This window comes from Kitasatospora sp. NPDC057198, from assembly GCF_042670125.1.
Classification (GTDB): domain Bacteria; phylum Actinomycetota; class Actinomycetes; order Streptomycetales; family Streptomycetaceae; genus Kitasatospora.
The window spans coordinates 34,544-50,918 of sequence record NZ_JBHUWH010000002.1; the positions used below are offsets into that span (position 1 = coordinate 34,544).

13 protein-coding genes are annotated in these 16,375 nt (G+C 73.4%); 3 read left to right on the forward strand and 10 right to left on the reverse strand.

Going from position 1 to position 16,375, the window contains the following annotated elements; genetic code table 11:
* Positions 1–11 precede the first annotated feature (11 nt).
* The 9 genes from ACFUEL_RS00465 to hisC form a co-directional block, all read right to left on the reverse strand.
* Entirely contained in the window at positions 12–1,553 is a 1,542-nt protein-coding gene (locus tag ACFUEL_RS00465; protein WP_380233638.1) for a cytochrome ubiquinol oxidase subunit I, read from the reverse strand.
* A gap of 268 nt (positions 1,554–1,821) precedes the next feature.
* Complete coding sequence (locus ACFUEL_RS00470) at positions 1,822–3,282, reverse strand: sensor histidine kinase (protein ID WP_380233639.1); 1,461 nt, start codon at positions 3,280–3,282, stop codon at positions 1,822–1,824.
* A gap of 1 nt (position 3,283) precedes the next feature.
* The gene (locus ACFUEL_RS00475) at positions 3,284–4,045 is read right to left on the reverse strand and encodes a response regulator transcription factor (protein WP_380233640.1); all 762 of its coding nucleotides are present in this window, start codon (positions 4,043–4,045) and stop codon (positions 3,284–3,286) included.
* 148 nt (positions 4,046–4,193) lie between these two features.
* The gene (locus ACFUEL_RS00480; RefSeq protein WP_380233641.1) at positions 4,194–4,844 is read right to left on the reverse strand and encodes a hypothetical protein; all 651 of its coding nucleotides are present in this window, start codon (positions 4,842–4,844) and stop codon (positions 4,194–4,196) included.
* Between the two features lie 23 nt (positions 4,845–4,867).
* Positions 4,868–6,070, reverse strand: coding sequence for an ABC transporter permease (locus ACFUEL_RS00485; protein WP_380233642.1), 1,203 nt, complete (start codon positions 6,068–6,070; stop codon positions 4,868–4,870).
* Positions 6,067–6,846 (reverse strand): ABC transporter ATP-binding protein, encoded by a 780-nt coding sequence (locus ACFUEL_RS00490; RefSeq protein ID WP_380233643.1) that lies wholly within the window; start codon positions 6,844–6,846, stop codon positions 6,067–6,069. Before ACFUEL_RS00490 ends, ACFUEL_RS00485 begins: the two co-directional genes overlap by 4 nt.
* The gene (locus ACFUEL_RS00495; protein ID WP_380233644.1) at positions 6,846–8,255 is read right to left on the reverse strand and encodes an efflux RND transporter periplasmic adaptor subunit; all 1,410 of its coding nucleotides are present in this window, start codon (positions 8,253–8,255) and stop codon (positions 6,846–6,848) included. The genes ACFUEL_RS00490 and ACFUEL_RS00495 overlap by 1 nt, the downstream gene beginning before the upstream one ends.
* A 217-nt stretch (positions 8,256–8,472) precedes the next feature.
* A complete protein-coding gene (locus ACFUEL_RS00500) occupies positions 8,473–9,765 on the reverse strand; it encodes a TrpB-like pyridoxal phosphate-dependent enzyme (RefSeq protein ID WP_380233645.1) in 1,293 nt (430 codons plus the stop codon).
* 104 nt (positions 9,766–9,869) lie between these two features.
* A complete protein-coding gene (gene hisC, locus ACFUEL_RS00505; protein WP_380233646.1) occupies positions 9,870–10,946 on the reverse strand; it encodes a histidinol-phosphate transaminase in 1,077 nt (358 codons plus the stop codon).
* Positions 10,947–11,233: 287 nt separating this feature from the next.
* Between hisC and ACFUEL_RS00510 the strand changes: the two genes are divergently transcribed.
* The 3 genes from ACFUEL_RS00510 (at position 11,234) to ACFUEL_RS00520 (ending at position 14,709) form a co-directional block, all read left to right on the forward strand.
* Entirely contained in the window at positions 11,234–12,391 is a 1,158-nt protein-coding gene (locus ACFUEL_RS00510; RefSeq protein ID WP_380233647.1) for a LacI family DNA-binding transcriptional regulator, read from the forward strand.
* 202 nt (positions 12,392–12,593) lie between these two features.
* Positions 12,594–13,742: a metallophosphoesterase gene (locus tag ACFUEL_RS00515; protein ID WP_380233648.1), complete on the forward strand. Its 1,149-nt coding sequence runs from the start codon at positions 12,594–12,596 to the stop codon at positions 13,740–13,742.
* A gap of 163 nt (positions 13,743–13,905) precedes the next feature.
* Positions 13,906–14,709 (forward strand): hypothetical protein, encoded by an 804-nt coding sequence (locus tag ACFUEL_RS00520; protein WP_380233649.1) that lies wholly within the window; start codon positions 13,906–13,908, stop codon positions 14,707–14,709.
* A gap of 230 nt (positions 14,710–14,939) precedes the next feature.
* On the opposite strand, the gene ACFUEL_RS00525 is transcribed toward ACFUEL_RS00520, so the two are convergent.
* Positions 14,940–16,334 (reverse strand): MFS transporter, encoded by a 1,395-nt coding sequence (locus ACFUEL_RS00525; RefSeq protein ID WP_380233650.1) that lies wholly within the window; start codon positions 16,332–16,334, stop codon positions 14,940–14,942.
* Positions 16,335–16,375: the final 41 nt, after the last annotated feature.

Below are 16,375 nucleotides of genomic sequence, written 5' to 3' on the forward strand. Positions count from 1 at the left end.
GTGATCCGTCCTCAGTACGCGAAGGCGAGGGGCTGGTCGGCGTCCTCGTCGTCGGAGGGGCCGCGCAGGGTCGGGTCCTTGGCGGGCGGCTGCTCGGTGGTGTCGGGGCCGGCGGCGGCGTACTTGGCGAGCAGCTTGACCTCGATGACGGCGAGGACCGCGTAGAGGACGGTCAGCGTGGTCAGGCCGACCACCTGGGTGCCGACGGTGACGTTGGGGGAGACCGCGTCGCGGGTGCGCATCAGGCCGAACACCACCCAGGGCTGGCGGCCCATCTCGGTGAAGATCCAGCCGAAGCTGTTGGCGACCAGCGGGAAGCCCATGGTGAGGATGCCGATCCGCCAGCTCCACCGGGTGAAGAAGACGTTCATCCCGCGGTTCCTGGTGAGCATCAGCTTGGGCGGCTCGTCCTCGCCGGTGCGGTGCTCGGGGGCGAGCCAGAACTTCCGGCGGGTGGTCCACAGGCCGATCAGCGCGGCGGCGAAGGACGTCATGCCGAAGCCGATCATCAGCCGGAAGCCCCAGTAGGTGACGAAGATGTTGGGGATGTAGTCCTCGGGCTGCCCGCCGTACTGCGCGGCCTCGGCGGCGGCGGTGTCGTTGATGCCGGGCACCGCGGAGGAGAAGTCGTTGTGGGCGAGGAAGGACAGTATCCCGGGGATCTCCAACTCGACCGAGTTGTGGCCCTTCGAGACGTCGCCGATCGCGAACACCGAGAACGGGGCGGGCGCCTGGGTGTCCCACAGCGCCTCGGCGGCGGCCATCTTCATCGGCTGCTGCTCGAACATCACCTTGCCGAGGGTGTCGCCGCTGATCGCGGTGCCGAGGCCGGCCACCACGGCGATGGCCAGGCCGACCCGCAGCGAGGTGCGCATCGCGGCGGTCTTCTTCCGGTCGCTTTCCTTGCCGCGCTCGGCCCGCCACAGGTGGTAGCTGGCGATGCCGACCACGAAGGCGGCGCCGGTGAGGAAGGCGGCGGTGAGGGTGTGGAAGACCTGGACGACGGTGGTGTTCTGGGTCAGCACCCGGACGATGTCGGTGAGCTGGGCCTTTCCGGTCTCCGGGTCGATCCGGTAGCCGACCGGGTGCTGCATCCAGGAGTTGGCGGCCAGGATGAAGTACGCGGAGAGCGCGGTGCCGATCGCGACCAGCCAGATGCAGGCCAGGTGGACCTTCTTCGGGAGCCGGTCCCAGCCGAAGATCCACAGGCCGATGAAGGTGGACTCGAAGAAGAAGGCGATCAGCGCCTCCATCGCCAGCGGGGCGCCGAACACGTCGCCGACGAAGCGGGAGTAGTCGGACCAGTTCATGCCGAACTGGAACTCCTGGACGATGCCGGTGACCACGCCCATGGCGATGTTGATCAGGAAGAGCCTGCCCCAGAACTTGGTGGCGTGGAAGTACTTCTCCTTGCCCGTGCGGACCCAGGCGGTCTGCAGACCGGCCACGATCGAGGCCAGGCTGATCGTGAGCGGCACGAAGAGGAAGTGGTAGACGGTGGTGATGCCGAACTGCCATCGCGAGATGGTCTCGTGAGCGACTGCTAGGTCCACTGCGCCCTCTCTCACAGGGGTTGTGCCACATACCGGACAAAGAGGCAGATCTAGCACGCAAGCGCGCCGAACCGTCCCAAGCTTGTCCGCTTGTGAACGTGAACACGTTCACAAGGGAAGTATCCATGATGCTTATCAGTGCGGTGGCGTGGGGGTGGGTGTTTCGTGACACACCGATGATCGGGCGCCCGACCGGCCGCTCACAAGCAGCGGCCGGGCACCGCGGGTGTACCGAACGGCGCTTGACGCCGACCGCCCTGACAGGGCGTCAGCGCTGGCGGGGCAGCGAGAGCCGGAAGGACGCGCCGTCGCCCGGCGCGGTGCGCAGGGTCAGCTCGCCGCCGTGCGCCGAGACCAGGGCGCTGGCGATCGCCAGGCCCAGGCCCGACCCGCCGCTCTCCCCCGCCCGGCGGCTGCGCGAGGCGTCCGCCCGGTAGAAGCGCTCGAACACCTGGGCGGCCTGGTCCTCGCTCAGGCCCGGCCCCCGGTCGACGACCTCCAGCAGGCAGCCGCCGTCGGAGCGGCCCACCCCGATCCGCACCGCGGTGCCGGACGGGGTGTGCTTGACCGCGTTGCCCACCAGGTTGGTCACCACCTGGCGCAGCCGGGCCTCGTCGCCCAGCACCGGGGCGGGCTGCGGGGCGCCCTCGCCGTTCGGGCCGGTCAGCGCGACCGGGCGGCCCGGGTCCAGCGCGGTCAGGTCGTGCAGGGCGTCGGCGGCCAGCGTGCGCAGGTCCATCGGGGCCAGGTCGAGCGGGCGCTCCTCGTCGAGCCGGGCCAGCAGCAGCAGGTCCTCGACCAGCGCGCCCAGGCGCACCGCCTCCGACTCGATCCGGTCCATCGCCCGGTCCACGTCCTGCAGCGCGCCCATCCGGTGCAGCTCGGCGAAGCCGCGGATCCCGGCCAGCGGGGTGCGCAGCTCGTGCGAGGCGTCCGCGACGAAGCGGCGCATCCGCTGCTCGGAGGCGGCCCGGGCGGCGAACGCCGTCCCGATGTGGGTGAGCATCCCGTTCAGCGCGGCGGACAGCCGGCCCGCCTCGGTGCGGGCGGGCAGCTCCGGCATCCGGTACGACAGGTCGCCGTCGGCGATCCGCTGGGCGCCCGCCTCCAGCTGGCGCAGCGGCCGCAGCCCGGCCCGGACCGCGAGCGCGCCCAGGCCGGCGATGCCGACCAGCACCGCGCCGCCGATGGTCAGGAAGGTGGTGCGCAGGTGCGAGATCGTCGACTCGACGTCCGCCAGCGGCACCGCGACCTGCACGTACTTGGGCCCGCCCGGGTCGCCCGTGCCGCGCTGCAGCGGCAGCACCAGCGAGCGCCACTCGCTGGAGCGCGGCCCCGAGGCGGTGAACGGCTCGTCCAGCCGCTCGGTCAGCCCCTTGCGGTCCAACCCGGGCAGCTGCGGGTCCGGGTCGGATTCGCTCAGCGGCTGCCGGATCACCGACAGCACCGAGCCGTCCTCGGCCAGGTAGCGCACCACGTACTCGCTGGGCAGGCCCTGGCCGGAGCGGCGGCCGACGCTCTGGGTGCTGCTGAACACCGAGGTGGTGGACTGCCTGGACGGCGCGCGGTGCGACAGCGGCTCGGCGAACCGGTCGAGCTGCTCGTCGGCCCGGTCCACCAGCTGCCCGCGGACGGTGCCCAGCACCAGGGTGTCGCTCACCACCAGGCCGGTGGTGACCAGCAGCAGCGCGAGCACCAGCAGGCGCACCCGCAGCGAGAAGCGGGCCATCTCAGCTGTTCGGCGGGCGGCGCAGCGCGTAGCCGATGCCGCGCACCGTGTGGATCAGCTTGGGGCCGTGCGCCGGGCCGGAGTCGAGCTTGCGGCGCAGGTAGGAGATGTACGACTCGACGATGGAGAGGTCGCCGCCGAAGTCGTACGCCCACACGTGGTCGAGGATCTGCGCCTTGGAGACCACCCGGCCGACGTTGGCCATCAGGTAGTGCAGCAGCTTGAACTCGGTGGGGGAGAGCGAGACCGGGACGCCGCCGCGGGTGACCTCGTGCGCGGTCGGGTCCAGGGTGAGGTCGGCCACCACCAGGCGGCCGTCGTCGGCGGGGCCGCCGGCCCGGCGCAGGATCGCCCGGATCCGGGCGATCAGCTCCTCCAGGCTGAACGGCTTGGTGACGTAGTCGTCGGCGCCGACCGCCAGGCCCTGCACCTTGTCGCCGGTGCCGTCCTTGGCGGTCAGGAACAGCACCGGGACGTGCTCGGGGCTCTGCGGCCACTGGGTCTGGTCGCGCAGCCGCTGCACCACGGTGAAGCCGTCCAGGTCGGGCAGCATCACGTCGAGGACGACCAGGTCGGGGCGCTCGGCGGCGACCGCGTCCAGCGCCTCCTGGCCGGTGGCGGCGGAGGCCACCCGGAAACCGGAGAAGCGCAGGCTGGCCGAGAGCAGCTCGCGGATGTTCGGTTCGTCGTCCACGACCAGCAGGAAGGGCTCGTTCCCGGCCTGCCCGGCCGCGGTCGGATTCGACTGCACTGCGCCTGACACGATTGCTCCGCCTCCCGGCCGGACGAATGGGCCACCCCGAACACCACGGGGTCTGTCCGACGGCGCCCGCCGGGGAGCGCCCGACGGAATACTGTCAGACAGACCCTAGCCCGGCCAGGCTACGCAAAGTGAATGAAGATTGGATTAGTCATCCGCTCGTACCCGAACCGGTACCTGCACCGGCGCCCGCGGCTCCCCCGGCGCCGCCACCGCGGCCGCCGAAACCGCCCGCGGCGTTGCCCTCGGTGAGCTGGGTGGCCTGGTAGGAGCCGTCCTCGGCCTTGCTGCCCAGCACGGTGACGCTCTGGCCCGGCTGCAGGTCGCCGACCTTGCCCTCCTTGGTGGTGGTGACCTTGGTGGAGTCACCGGTGGTCACCTTGACGGTGGTGCCGTTGGCCTCGGTCAGGTAGACGGTGCTGCCGTCCACCGACTTCACGGTGCCGCGGGTGAAGCCGCCCGCCGCGCCGCCGTTCTGGCCGCCGCCGTTCTGGCCGCCGCCGTTCTGGCCGCCGCCGTTCTGGCCGCCGAAGCCGCCGTAGCCCCCGGCGCCGCCGTAGCCGCCGCGGGTGCCGCCGCCGGGGAACCGGTCGTTCGCCGCCCCGGCCCGGTTGGCGGTGCCGCCGCCGGTGCCGTCGTCCTTCTGGTACCAGACGCCCCCGGCGAAGGAGAGCACGGCGATGACGCAGCCGGCCAGCGCCAGGGTCGGCCAGGGGAGCTTGCGGCGCGGTGGCGCGGCCAGCTCGGCGGTGATGTCGCGGGCGTCCGGCGCGGTGGCCAGCAGCTCCTGGTCGTCAGACACGGGGGTCTCCTTCTACTCGTGTTCTACTCGTGCCGCAGGGCGTCGATCGGGCGCAGCGAGGCGGCCCGGTTGGCGGGGTAGCTGCCGAAGAACAGGCCGATGGCGACGGCGATGCCGAACGCGCCGAGCACCGACTCGGGGATCACCACCGGTTTGATGCCGACCACCGAGAAGTGCGAGCCGGCGATGCCGACCAGCACGCCCAGGCCGGCGCCGATCACCGACAGCAGGGTGGACTCGGCGAGGAACTGGCCGAGGATGACCGCGCGGGGCGCGCCGAGCGCCTTGCGGATGCCGATCTCCCTGGTCCGCTCGGCGACCGTCACCAGCATGATGTTGGTGATGCCGATGCCGCCGACCAGCAGCGAGATCGCGGCGACCGCGCCGAGCAGGACGGTGAAGGTCTTGTCGGTGGACTCGCGGGCGCTCAGCAGCGAGGTCTGGTTGCTGATCCGGAAGTCGGCCTTGGTGGCGTCCTTGACGGCGTGGGTGCCCATCAGGATCCGGGTGATGTCGGACTGCGCCTCGGTGGTGGCCCCGGCGGAGGACGCCTGCACCAGGATCTGGTTGACCGAGCCGAAGCCGGTGAACGCGTTCTGCACGGTCGGCAGCGGGGCGATCACCACGTCGTCCGGGTCGTTGAAGCCGGTGGAGCCCTTGGTCTTGAGCACGCCGACCACGGTGAACGGGGTGCCGCCGATGGTGATCTTCTTGCCGACCGGGTCCTCGGCGGCGAACAGCTCGGTGGCGGTGGTCGAGCCGAGCACCGCGACCTTGCGGGAGTTCAGCACGTCGTCGGCGGAGAAGTAGTCGCCCTTGCCGACCTTCAGGTTGGAGGTCTCGAAGTAGGCGGGGTAGGTGCCGACGATCTGACCGGGCTGGTACGAGATGTTCCCGTACAGCGCGGTGCCGCTGGTGGTGACCACCGGGGCGACCGACTTGATGGCCGGGGTGTCGGTGGCGGTGGCGAGCGCCTTGGCGTCGTCCACGGTGAGCTTCTTCGCGGCCGTCGCCGAGCCGCGCGAGGCGGCGGAGGAGACGGTCAGCGCGTTGGTGCCGAGCGAGGTGATCGAGTCCTTGACCGCCACCGAGGAGCCGTTGCCGACCGCGAGCAGCAGGATCACCGAGGCCACGCCGATCAGCACGCCGAGCATGGTCAGCGCGGAGCGGACCTTGTTGGCGGCCAGGCCGGCCACCGCGAAGCGGAGCATCTGCCAGGCGATCACGCGACCACCCCCGCGGCGGCGGCCAGCGCGGGCGGCGGGCCGTCGACCGGCGCCTGCCGGACGTCCGAGACGATCGCGCCGTCGACCAGCCGGAGCACCCGCTTGGCGTGCAGCGCGACCTCGTCCTCGTGGGTGATCACCACCACGGTGCGGCCGCGCGCGTTGAGTCCGTCGATGATGCCCAGCACCTCCTCGGTGGAGCGGCTGTCGAGGTTGCCGGTGGGCTCGTCGGCGAGCAGCATCGCGGGCGCGGTGACCAGCGCCCGGGCCACCGCGACGCGCTGCTGCTGGCCGCCGGAGAGCTGGTTGGGCCGGTGCCCGGCCCGGTCGGCCAGGCCGACCAGGCCCAGCGCGGCCATCGCCCGGCGGCGCCGCTCGGCGGCCCGCACGCCCGCGTAGGCCAGCGGCAGTTCGACCTGGGCCAGCGCGGTGGTGCGCGGCACCAGGTTGAACGACTGGAACACGAAGCCGATCTTGCGGTTGCGGACCAGCGAGAGCTGGCCCTCGTCCAGGTGGCCGACGTCGGTGCCGTCCAGCAGGTAGCGGCCGGAGGTGGGCACGTCCAGGCAGCCCAGGATGTTCATCAGGGTCGACTTGCCGGAGCCGGAGGAGCCCATCACCGCGACGTAGTCGCCCTCCGCGATGTCCAGGTCGACGCCGAGCGGCTCGCCGCCGCCGGTCATCGGCCCGCGCAGGGCGTGCACGACGGCGTCGCCGTGGCCGTACGACTTGGTGACCCTGCGGATCTGGATCACCGGGGGCTTGGCGGTGCGCATCAGCGGGTGCCTCCGCCGCCGCCGCCGTTGCGGGTTCCGCCGCCGAAGCCGCCCGTGCCGCCGCCGAAGCCGCCGGCGCCCGCGCCCGCGCCCGCGCCCGCGCCGGGGAACTGGCCGGACGGGAAGCCGTTGCCGGTGCCCGCGGTGGTGGAGGTCAGCTCGACCTTCTCGCCCTCGGTCAGGCCCTCGGTGACCTGCACGGTGCTGTCGCCCTCGATGCCGACGGCGACCTGCACCCGCTCGGTGGAGCCGTCGTCGTGCACCACGGTCGCGGTGCGGGTGGAGCCGGTGCCCTGGAGGGCCGCGGTGGGCACCGACAGGGCCGCCTCGGCGGAGCCGGTGGTCACCGAGATGGTGGCGCTCAGGCCGGTGCGCAGGGTGGAGGTGTCGCCGCTGATCTGCAGCGTCGCGCCGTACTGCACGGCCCCGTTGGTGGAGCTGGAGGGCAGCGAGGAGACCGACAGCACGGTGGCGTCCAGCTTGGTGTCGGACTGCGCGTTCAGCGTGACGGTGGCCGACTGGCCCTTCTTCAGCTTGAGCGAGTCCAGTTCGGAGAAGTTCGCGGTGACCTCCATCCCGGACGGGTTGGTCAGCACGATGAAGCCGGACGGGGTGCTGCTCGAACTTCCGCCGCTGGTACCGGACTTGGCGCCGGTGGAGGAGGAGCCGCCGGAGGAGGCGCTGCCGGAGGAGCCGGTGGAGCCGGTGCCGGAGACGGTGTCGCCGACCTTGTTGGCGATCGAGGCGACGGTGCCGTCGGTGGTCGCGGTGAGCGTCGTCCCGGCCAGCGCGTCCTTGGCGTTGGCGAGCGTCGCCTCGGCGTTGTCGACCTGCTGCTGGGCGGAGGCCACCTGCGCCTGGTCGACCTTGACGGTGGTCGTGGTGGTCGGCTGCGGGGTGCTCTGGGCGCTCGCGCCGCCGGTGCCGGTGCCGGTGCCGCCGCTGCCGCTGCCGCTGCCGGTGCGGCCGGAGTTCGACGAGCCGGTGGACGTGCCGGGCAGCGTGGTGGTGACCGTCTCGCCCGCCTCGGCCTTGGTCAGGTTGGCCTCGGCCGTGTTCAGCGCGGCCTGCGCCTGGTCGACCTGCTGCTGGGCGGCGGCGGTGTCGACGGTGGCCAGCACCTGGCCCTTCTTCACCGCGTCGCCGACCGCGACCTTCACCGAGGTGAGCCTGCCGCCGGTGGTGAAGTCCTGCCCGGCGTCGGACGGTGAGAACAGCGTGCCCGATCCGGACACCGTGGCCTGGACCGTGCCCTTGGCGACGGTGGCGGTCCTGACCTTGGAGCTGGTCGCGGCCCTGCTGGTGCCGCTGTCCAGGGTGGTGTACGCCAGCGCGGCCCCGCCGAGCAGGGCCACGCCGAGCGCGGAGTTGACGAGGACGGCCCCACGCCGTCGCGGAAGCACCTTCATGGCGCAGAAGCATCGTCCCGCGCTCTTGCGCCGCTCTGTGCGGATCCTGGACACCGGCTGGGGGCAGCGATCCGGACAGATCAGGACGGAACGACCACCGGAGGGCCGGCGGCCCACCGGCCCGCCACCAGCCCTTGACCCGCCTCCCAGCCACCTCCCAGCAAAGTCCCGTCACCGCTTCACGCGGGGCCCGCGACCGGCACCGCGCGCCGCGGCGTCAGTCGGTGAGCCGGCCCGCGAAGTGGTCCAGGTACGCCTGCATGTCGAAGTGCCCGTGCCCGGACAGCGCGAACACGATCGCCCGCGACTCGCCGGACTCCCGGCAGGCCAGCGCCTCGTCGATCGCCACCCGCACCGCGTGGGTGGACTCCGGCGCGGGCACGATCCCCTCGGCCCGGGCGAACGCCACGCCCGCCTCGAAGCAGGCGGTCTGCGGCACCGCGACGGCCTCGATCAGCCCGAGCTCCCTGAGGTGGCTGACGATCGGCGACATGCCGTGGTAGCGCAGCCCGCCGGCGTGGATCGCGGGCGGGGTGAAGCCGTGCCCCAGGGTGTGCATCTTCATCAGCGGGGTGGTGCCCGCGCTGTCGCCGAAGTCGTAGTCGTAGCGGCCCGCCGTCAGCGAGGGGCAGGACGCGGGCTCCACCGCGACCGCCCGCACCGCCCGGCCGCCCGCCAACTGCTCACCCAGGAACGGGAAGGCCAGCCCGCCGAAGTTGGAGCCGCCGCCGGCCGCGCCGATCACCACGTCCGGGTAGTCGTCGATCCGGGCGAACTGGGCCTGCGCCTCCCGCCCGATCACCGTCTGGTGCAGCAGCACGTGGTTCAGCACCGAGCCGAGCGCGTACTTGGCCCGGCCGCCGGCCGCCGCCACCGTCTCGACCGCCTCGGAGATCGCCAGCCCCAGGCTGCCGGTGGCCGCCGGGTCGGCCGCCAGCGCGGCCCGGCCGGCGGCGGTCAGCTCGGAGGGCGAGGCGTGCACCGAGGCGCCGTAGGTCTCCATCAGGGCCCGCCGGTAGGGCTTCTGATCGTAGGAGACCCGGACCATGAAGACCTCGCAGTCCAACTCCAGGAAGGAGCAGGCCAGGCCGAGCGCGCTGCCCCACTGCCCGGCGCCGGTCTCGGTGACCAGGCTGGTCACCCCGGCCGCCTTGTTGTAGTGCGCCTGCGCCAGCGCGGTGTTGAGCTTGTGCGAGCCGGTCGGGTTGCCGCCCTCGTACTTGTAGTAGATGCGGGCGGGGGTGCGCAGCGCGCGCTCCAGGCGCTCGGCGCGCACCAGGGGCGCGGGGCGGAAGCGGCGGTACAGGTCGAGGACCGGGCCGGGGACGTCCACCTCGCGGGGGCCGCCGAGCTCCTGGGCGACGAGTTCGGCGGGGAACAGCGGGGCGAGGTCGTCGGCGGTGACCGGCTCCTTGGTGCCGGGGTGCAGCATCGGCGGGAGGGGCTCCGGCAGGTCCGGCAGGATGTTGTACCAGGCGGTGGGGATCAGGTCGGCGTCGTGCTGGTTCATCCGGGCTCTCCCTGCGGTGCGTCGTGCGCTTGCCGCAGGGAGTCCTTCCACCCGGCCGGGGCGGGCAATCCGGCCCGCCCGCCCCGGCCCTTCCCGGTGCCGGGTCAGAGCTCCTTGCGGAACGCCTCGGCCGCCGCCAGGAACAGGTCGTTGCCCTTGACCTCGCCGATCGAGACCCGGACGCCGTCGCCGGCGAACGGGCGGACCACCACGCCGGCCTCGGCGCAGGCGGCGGCGAAGTCGAGGGTGCGCCCGCCGAGCCGCAGCCAGACGAAGTTGGCCTCGGAGTCGACGACCGTCCAGCCCTGGGCGCGCAGGGCGGCGGTGACCCGGGTGCGCTCGGCGACCAGCGCCTCGACCCGCTCCAGCAGGGCCTGCTCGGCGCGCAGCGAGGCGACCGCGGCGTCCTGGGCGAGCTGGCTGACGCCGAACGGGACGGCGGTCTTGCGCAGCGCGTCGGCGACCGGCTCGTGGGCGACCGCGAAGCCGACCCGCAGGCCGGCCAGGCCGTACGCCTTGGAGAAGGTGCGCAGCACGCAGACGTTGGGGCGGTCGCGGTAGAGCTCGATGCCGTCGGGGACGTCGGCGTCGCGGATGAACTCGCGGTACGCCTCGTCCAGGACGACCAGGACGTCGGCCGGGACGGCGTCCAGGAAGCGGACCAGCTCCTCGCGGTGGATGGCCGCGCCGGTCGGGTTGTTGGGGTTGCAGACGAAGACCAGCCGGGTGCGGTCGGTGATCGCGGCGAGCATGGCGTCGAGGTCGTGGGCCTCGTCGGCGGTCAGCGGGACGGGCACCGGGGTGGCGCCGGCGACCTGGGTGATGATCGGGTACGCCTCGAAGGAGCGCCAGGCGAAGACCACCTCGTCGCCGGGGCCGGCCGCGGAGAGCACCAGGGACTGGGCGACGCCGACCGAGCCGGTGCCGGTGGCGACGTGCTCGGCGGGGACGCCGAAGTGCTCGGCGAGCTCGGTGACCAGGGCGCTGACCGCCATGTCGGGGTAGCGGTTGAAGTCGCCCGCGGCGGCGATCGCGGCTTCCAGCACGCCGGGCAGCGGCGGGTAGGGGTTCTCGTTGGAGGACAGCTTGAAGGCGTCGGCCCCGGCCGGCTTGCCGGGCTTGTAGCTGGGGATGCCGTCCAGGCTGGGCCGCAGGCGGGGGCCGTGTTCGCGCTGAACCACGGGGTTCTCCGTTTCTCGTTCCTCGACGGTGGCGTCGTTCCGCCCCCGGTCGGGTGCGGTGAACGATACCGACCGCCCTCACCCGTGCGGGTGAGATGCTCGTCCGGGTTACGGGTGCAGTTCGGCCATTCTGCCGGGTTCCTTTGGCACATGTCAGAGGTATCCGGGCCGGAAAACCGCCGCAGTCGAAGGGCACCCGGCCAAGGTGTTCATGGAGAAACGTATCTTCGACCTTCTGTAGCGAACCGGTCACGGACCGCCGCCACGCACCATACGATCGGTCCGCCATGACAGCAGCAGCCAACCAGAACGGTCGACGGGCCACCGCGTCCCGGCGCCTGGAGCGGGCCGGCATCCGGGACGTCGCGGCGGCCGCCGGCGTGTCCATCACCACCGTCTCGGACGCCCTGAACGGCAAGGGCCGCCTCCCGGACGAGACCCGCAGCCGGGTCCGCGAGGTCGCCGAGCGCCTCGGGTACCGGCCGTCCGCGGCCGCCCGCACCCTGCGCACCGGGCGGTCCGGGCTGATCGGCCTGACCGTCACCACGTACGGCGAAGAGCCGTTCACCTTCACCGAGTTCGCCTACTTCGCCGAAATGGCCCGAGCCGCCACCAGCGCCGCGCTCGGCCGCGGCTACGCCCTGGTGGTGCTGCCCGCCTCCTCCCGGCACGACGTGTGGAGCAACATCGCGCTGGACGGCACGGTGGTGATCGACCCGCCCGACCAGGACCCGCTGGTCACCGAGCTGTACCGGTCCGGGGTGCCGGTGGTCTCCGACGGCAAGCCGGGCAACTGCCCGGTCACCGCCTGGGTCGACAACGACCACGAGGCCGCCGTGCTGAACATCCTGGAGCACCTGAGCGAGGCCGGCGCCCGCCGGATCGGCCTGCTCACCGGCACCTCCACCGACACCTACACCCGGCTCTCCACCGAGGCGTACCTCGCCTGGTGCGACCGGGTCGGCCAGGAGCCGGTGTACGAGGCGTACCCGGCGCACGACCCGGCCGCCGGGGCGGTCGCCGCCGACCGGCTGCTGGCCCGCCCGGACCGCCCGGACGCGGTGTACGGCCTGTTCGACCCGAACGGCACCGACCTGCTGGCCGCCGCCCGCCGCTACGGGCTGCGCGTCCCGGACGACCTGCTGCTGGTGTGCTGCAGCGAGTCCGACGTGTACGCCAACACCGAACCCCCCATCACCACCCTCTCCCTGAAACCCCGTCGGATCGGCACCACCGTGGTCAACCTGCTGATCGACGCGATCGAAGGAGTCGACGCCGGCACCGGCACCGCCCCCGGCCGGCTCTTCCCGCCGCGCTACCGCACCGCCGGCACCGGCCCGCCGCCCGGCACCCTGATGCCCACCGAACTGATCGTCCGGGCCTCCTCGCAGCCCCGCGCCCCGCGCACCACCGTCAGCCCGCCCCGGCCGCCGGGCGAGAGCTAGCCGCCCGGCGGGAGCCGGCCGCCGGGAGTCGACCTCCGGGAGCCTGCCTCCGAGAGCCGGCCGCCGACCGCTCCGAACCGTCACACAACGGGACACACCGGACAGCCGGGCGGTCGGGCTCGGGCCGGTCCGGGCGGGTCGACAGAAACCGGATACCGACCAGGTGAGGACGACGGGAGAGTGCGCTTCCTATGATGGGCGAATGACACCCGAGGACCTCTTCCGCGAACCCGAGCACCCGCACTCGGGCCCCCGCCCCCGCCAGGACCTCGACGTGCTCCCGCAAGGCTCCTACTTCGAACCGGCCGAACCCGCCGGCTACCCGTACGAGGAGACGCACAGCACCTTCGGCGGCGCCCGCTACCTGGAGCAGCACTGGGCCCCCGCAAGCCAGTTCGGCGCCGACGCGCCCCCCGTGCCCGGCCACTACGCGCCCACCGGGCGGGCCCCGCACGAGGACCCGCCGACCATCGAGCTCGGCCCGCCGATCGACACCCCGCCCGTCGAGGTGCACTTCCCCTACCCGCAGCCCGAACCCGGCGAGGGCCCCGGACCGCTGTTCGTCATCGGCGACGTCCACGGCTACCTCGACGAACTGCTCGCCGCCCTCCACCAGCAGGGCCTGATCGACACCGAGGGCCACTGGTCGGCCGGCCGCTCCCGGGTCTGGTTCCTCGGCGACTTCACCGACCGCGGCCCCGACGGCATCGGCGTCATCGACCTGGTCATGCAGCTGGCCGCCGAGGCCGCCGCGGCCGGCGGCTACTGCCGGGCCCTGATGGGCAACCACGAACTGCTCTTCCTGGGCGCCTCCCGCTACGGCGACGAGGCCGTCCAGTCCACCGCCGGCACCGCCTCCTTCCTCGCCGCCTGGCGCCTCAACGGCGGCCAGCAGCACGACCTGGAACGCCTGCAGCCGCACCACATCAGCTGGCTGTCCCGGCTGCCCGCGATGGCCCTGGAGGACGGCCACCTGCTGCTGCACTCCGACACCACCGCGTACCTGGAGTACGGCGAGACCATCGCCGACGTCAACGACGCCGTGCACGCCCTGCTCGCCGACGAGGGCATCGACGAGTGGTGGGACGCCTTCCGCAAGTTCACCAAGCGCTTCGCCTTCCGCGGCCAGGCCGGCACCATGGCCGCCCAGGAACTGCTCGCCGTCTTCGGCGGCTACCGGGTCGTCCACGGCCACAGCCCGATCCCCTACCTCACCGGCGACCAGCCCGAGGACGGCACCCCGCCGAACGTCCCCGGCCCCTACATCTACGCCGACGAGCTCGCCATCGCGATGGACGGCGGCGTCACCATGGACGGACGCCTGCTGGTCGCCCGGCTGCCACTGAACTGACACCCGCCGACCCGCCCCGCGACTGAACACCTGACCGGCAACTGCACGGACACGCAAGGGAACTGAGCGACCGGAAGTTCCGGAAAGAGGCTGTCGGCCCGCTCCCGCGCGCCCCTACCATCGAGGCCACTGACCTCCGTCGACCTCGCGGAACGGGGTACCCATGAGCAACCCCCCGCGCCTGCTCGCCGAGGACCGCGCCGACTTCGCGCGGCTGCTCGACGAAACGCTGCGCGACACCGGCGTCCGACAGGCCCTCGCCGAACCGGGCGACCACCTCACCGCCGAACAACTGCACACCAAGGCACTCGCCGACGCCGACACCGTCGCCGCACCCGCCGCCCCCGAGTACGCCCACTACCTGGCCCTGCGCACCGCGCTCGCCGAACACCCCGGCACCGCACCGCCCGCCGGCGCCGGACTGTTCCCCGTCCTCACCGTGCTCACCCCCGTCCTGGCCGGGGCCGCCGGACTCGTCCTGCTCCTGATCGGCTGGCTGCTGCGCGCCACCGCGCCCTCGCTCACCCTCGGCCGCTCCACCGTCACCGCCGGGATCGTCGCCCTCGCCATCGCCGCCGCGGCCCTCCTGGTCGGCGGCGCCGGACTCGTCCTCACCGCCCTGCGCGACGCCTCCACCGGCCCCGGCCACGCCGACCCCCAGCAGCACGCCGACCTCGCCGAGGCCCGCGACGCCTGGCGCGAGGCGCTGCGCGAACGCGCCCTGCTGCCCTGGCTGCACGCCAACCTGGCCGCCACCCCCGTCATCGCCCCGCTCCCGCACACCCGGCCGGCCCCGCCCGACCTGCACAGCCCCGGCTACAGCCGCGCCGCCTACTCCTCCCCCGGCTTCAGCAGCCCCGGCGTCGAGGGCCTCACCGACGACCAGGGCCGCCCCCGCGAACGCTCCACGGAATTCACCGGCCCCGGCTACTCCTCCCCCGACTTCACCGGGCCCGACGAGGTCTGAGAGCGTGCACAGGGGCTCGGGAGAGCCCCGCCAGGGGCTCGGGGAACGGCGAGCCCGGGTCTGCGCGAGGTTCACTGCCGGAGCGCGCATCGGCTTCGGGTTCCGTTTACGGCGCGCAGCAGCACGGACACTCCGATGGACTCCGGCCGTCAGCAGCACGGCCCCGCCGTTCCCGACGACCGGCTCTCTCCCCCACGCTGAGGGCCGGGGGGCCGGAGGGTCGGGACCCGTCAGGCCGCCGGGCCGCGCCGCAGGGCCAGTGCCACCGGCACGCCCAGGGCGCACAGCAGGGCGCAGGCCGTCCAGACCAGGGTGTAGGCGTGCTCCGAGGGGGTGTCCGGGCGCAGCAGCAGGTGGTCGAGGACCGCTGCCGCGGCCACGCCCGCCACCGCGCCCGCCAGGGACTTCAGGGTGTTGTACACGCCCGTGCCGATGCCGGTCTGGTCGGCCGGGAGGCGTCGCATCAGCAGCGCGGGCAGCAGGCTCAGCCCCAGGCCCGCGCCGTAGCCCGCGAGCGCGCCGCCGACCACGAACTGCCAGGCCGCGGCGTGCCCGAGGGCGATCAGGCCGTAGCCCGCGGCGCACAGCGCGAAGCCGCCGGCCAGGACGGCGGCGACCTCGTGACGGGACGTCAGCCGGTGCGCCGTCACCGCGCCCAGGGTGGCCGCCGCGGTCTGCGGCAGCACCAGCAAGCCCAGCACCAGCGGCACCGCGCCCAGCCCGTAGCCGGTCTCCGCGGGCTTCGCCGCCTCGAAGGCCAGCGTCGGCCCCTGCGCGCCGTACAGCGCGCAGCCCAGCAGGAAGCTCAGGCCGAACACCGGCGCGGTCGCCCGCCGGGCCAGCAGCCGGACGTCCACCATCGGGGTGCCGGTGCGCAGTTCCTGGCGGACGAACAGCGCCAGCAGCAGCGCCCCGGCCGCCAGCAGCGGCAGCGTCACCGCGCCCGGCAGCACCCCGCTCGCGCCCAGGCCGGACAGCAGCAGGGTCAGGCCCAGCGAGAGCAGCCCCGCCCCCGCCCAGTCGATCCGGCCCGCCGCCCGGGTCGCCGACTCCGGGACGAGCCGCCACACCACCGGCAGCGCCAGCACCGGCAGCACCGCCAGCGCCCACAGCAGCGGACGGGTCGCCGCCGGGTCCGCGCCCAGGCCGCCGACCGCGATCGCGCCCAGCGTCGAGCCGACCGTCAGCGAGCCCACCAGCGGGCCGACCGCCCGTCCGCCGCGCTCCTCGCCGAGCCGGTCGCGCAGGATCGCGAACTCCAGCGGCAGCCAGCAGGCCAGGAACCCGGCCAGCGCCCGCCCGGCCAGCAGCACCGGCAGGTCGGGCGCCAGCGCGGTGACCACGAAGCCCAGCAGGGTCAGCAGCACGGTGATCCGCAGCAGCCGCCGGTGCCCGTACAGGTCGCCCAGCCGCGAGGTCAGCGGCACCGCGACGCCCGACACCAGGAACTCCGCGCCCAGCGCCAGGCTCAGGTCGGAGGCCCGCAGGTCCAGGTGCTCGCCGAGCCGGGGCAGCAGGATCGGGAAGCCTCCCTGCAGTACCCCGCTGGCGAACTCCACCAGTGCCAGCAGCACGACGGCGGAGGCGGCGGCCGTACGGGGACGGGAGGCGGCGGTGACGGTCATCGGCGGTTCCGTGGGGGTGCGGGAGGGTGGGGGTGGCGGCC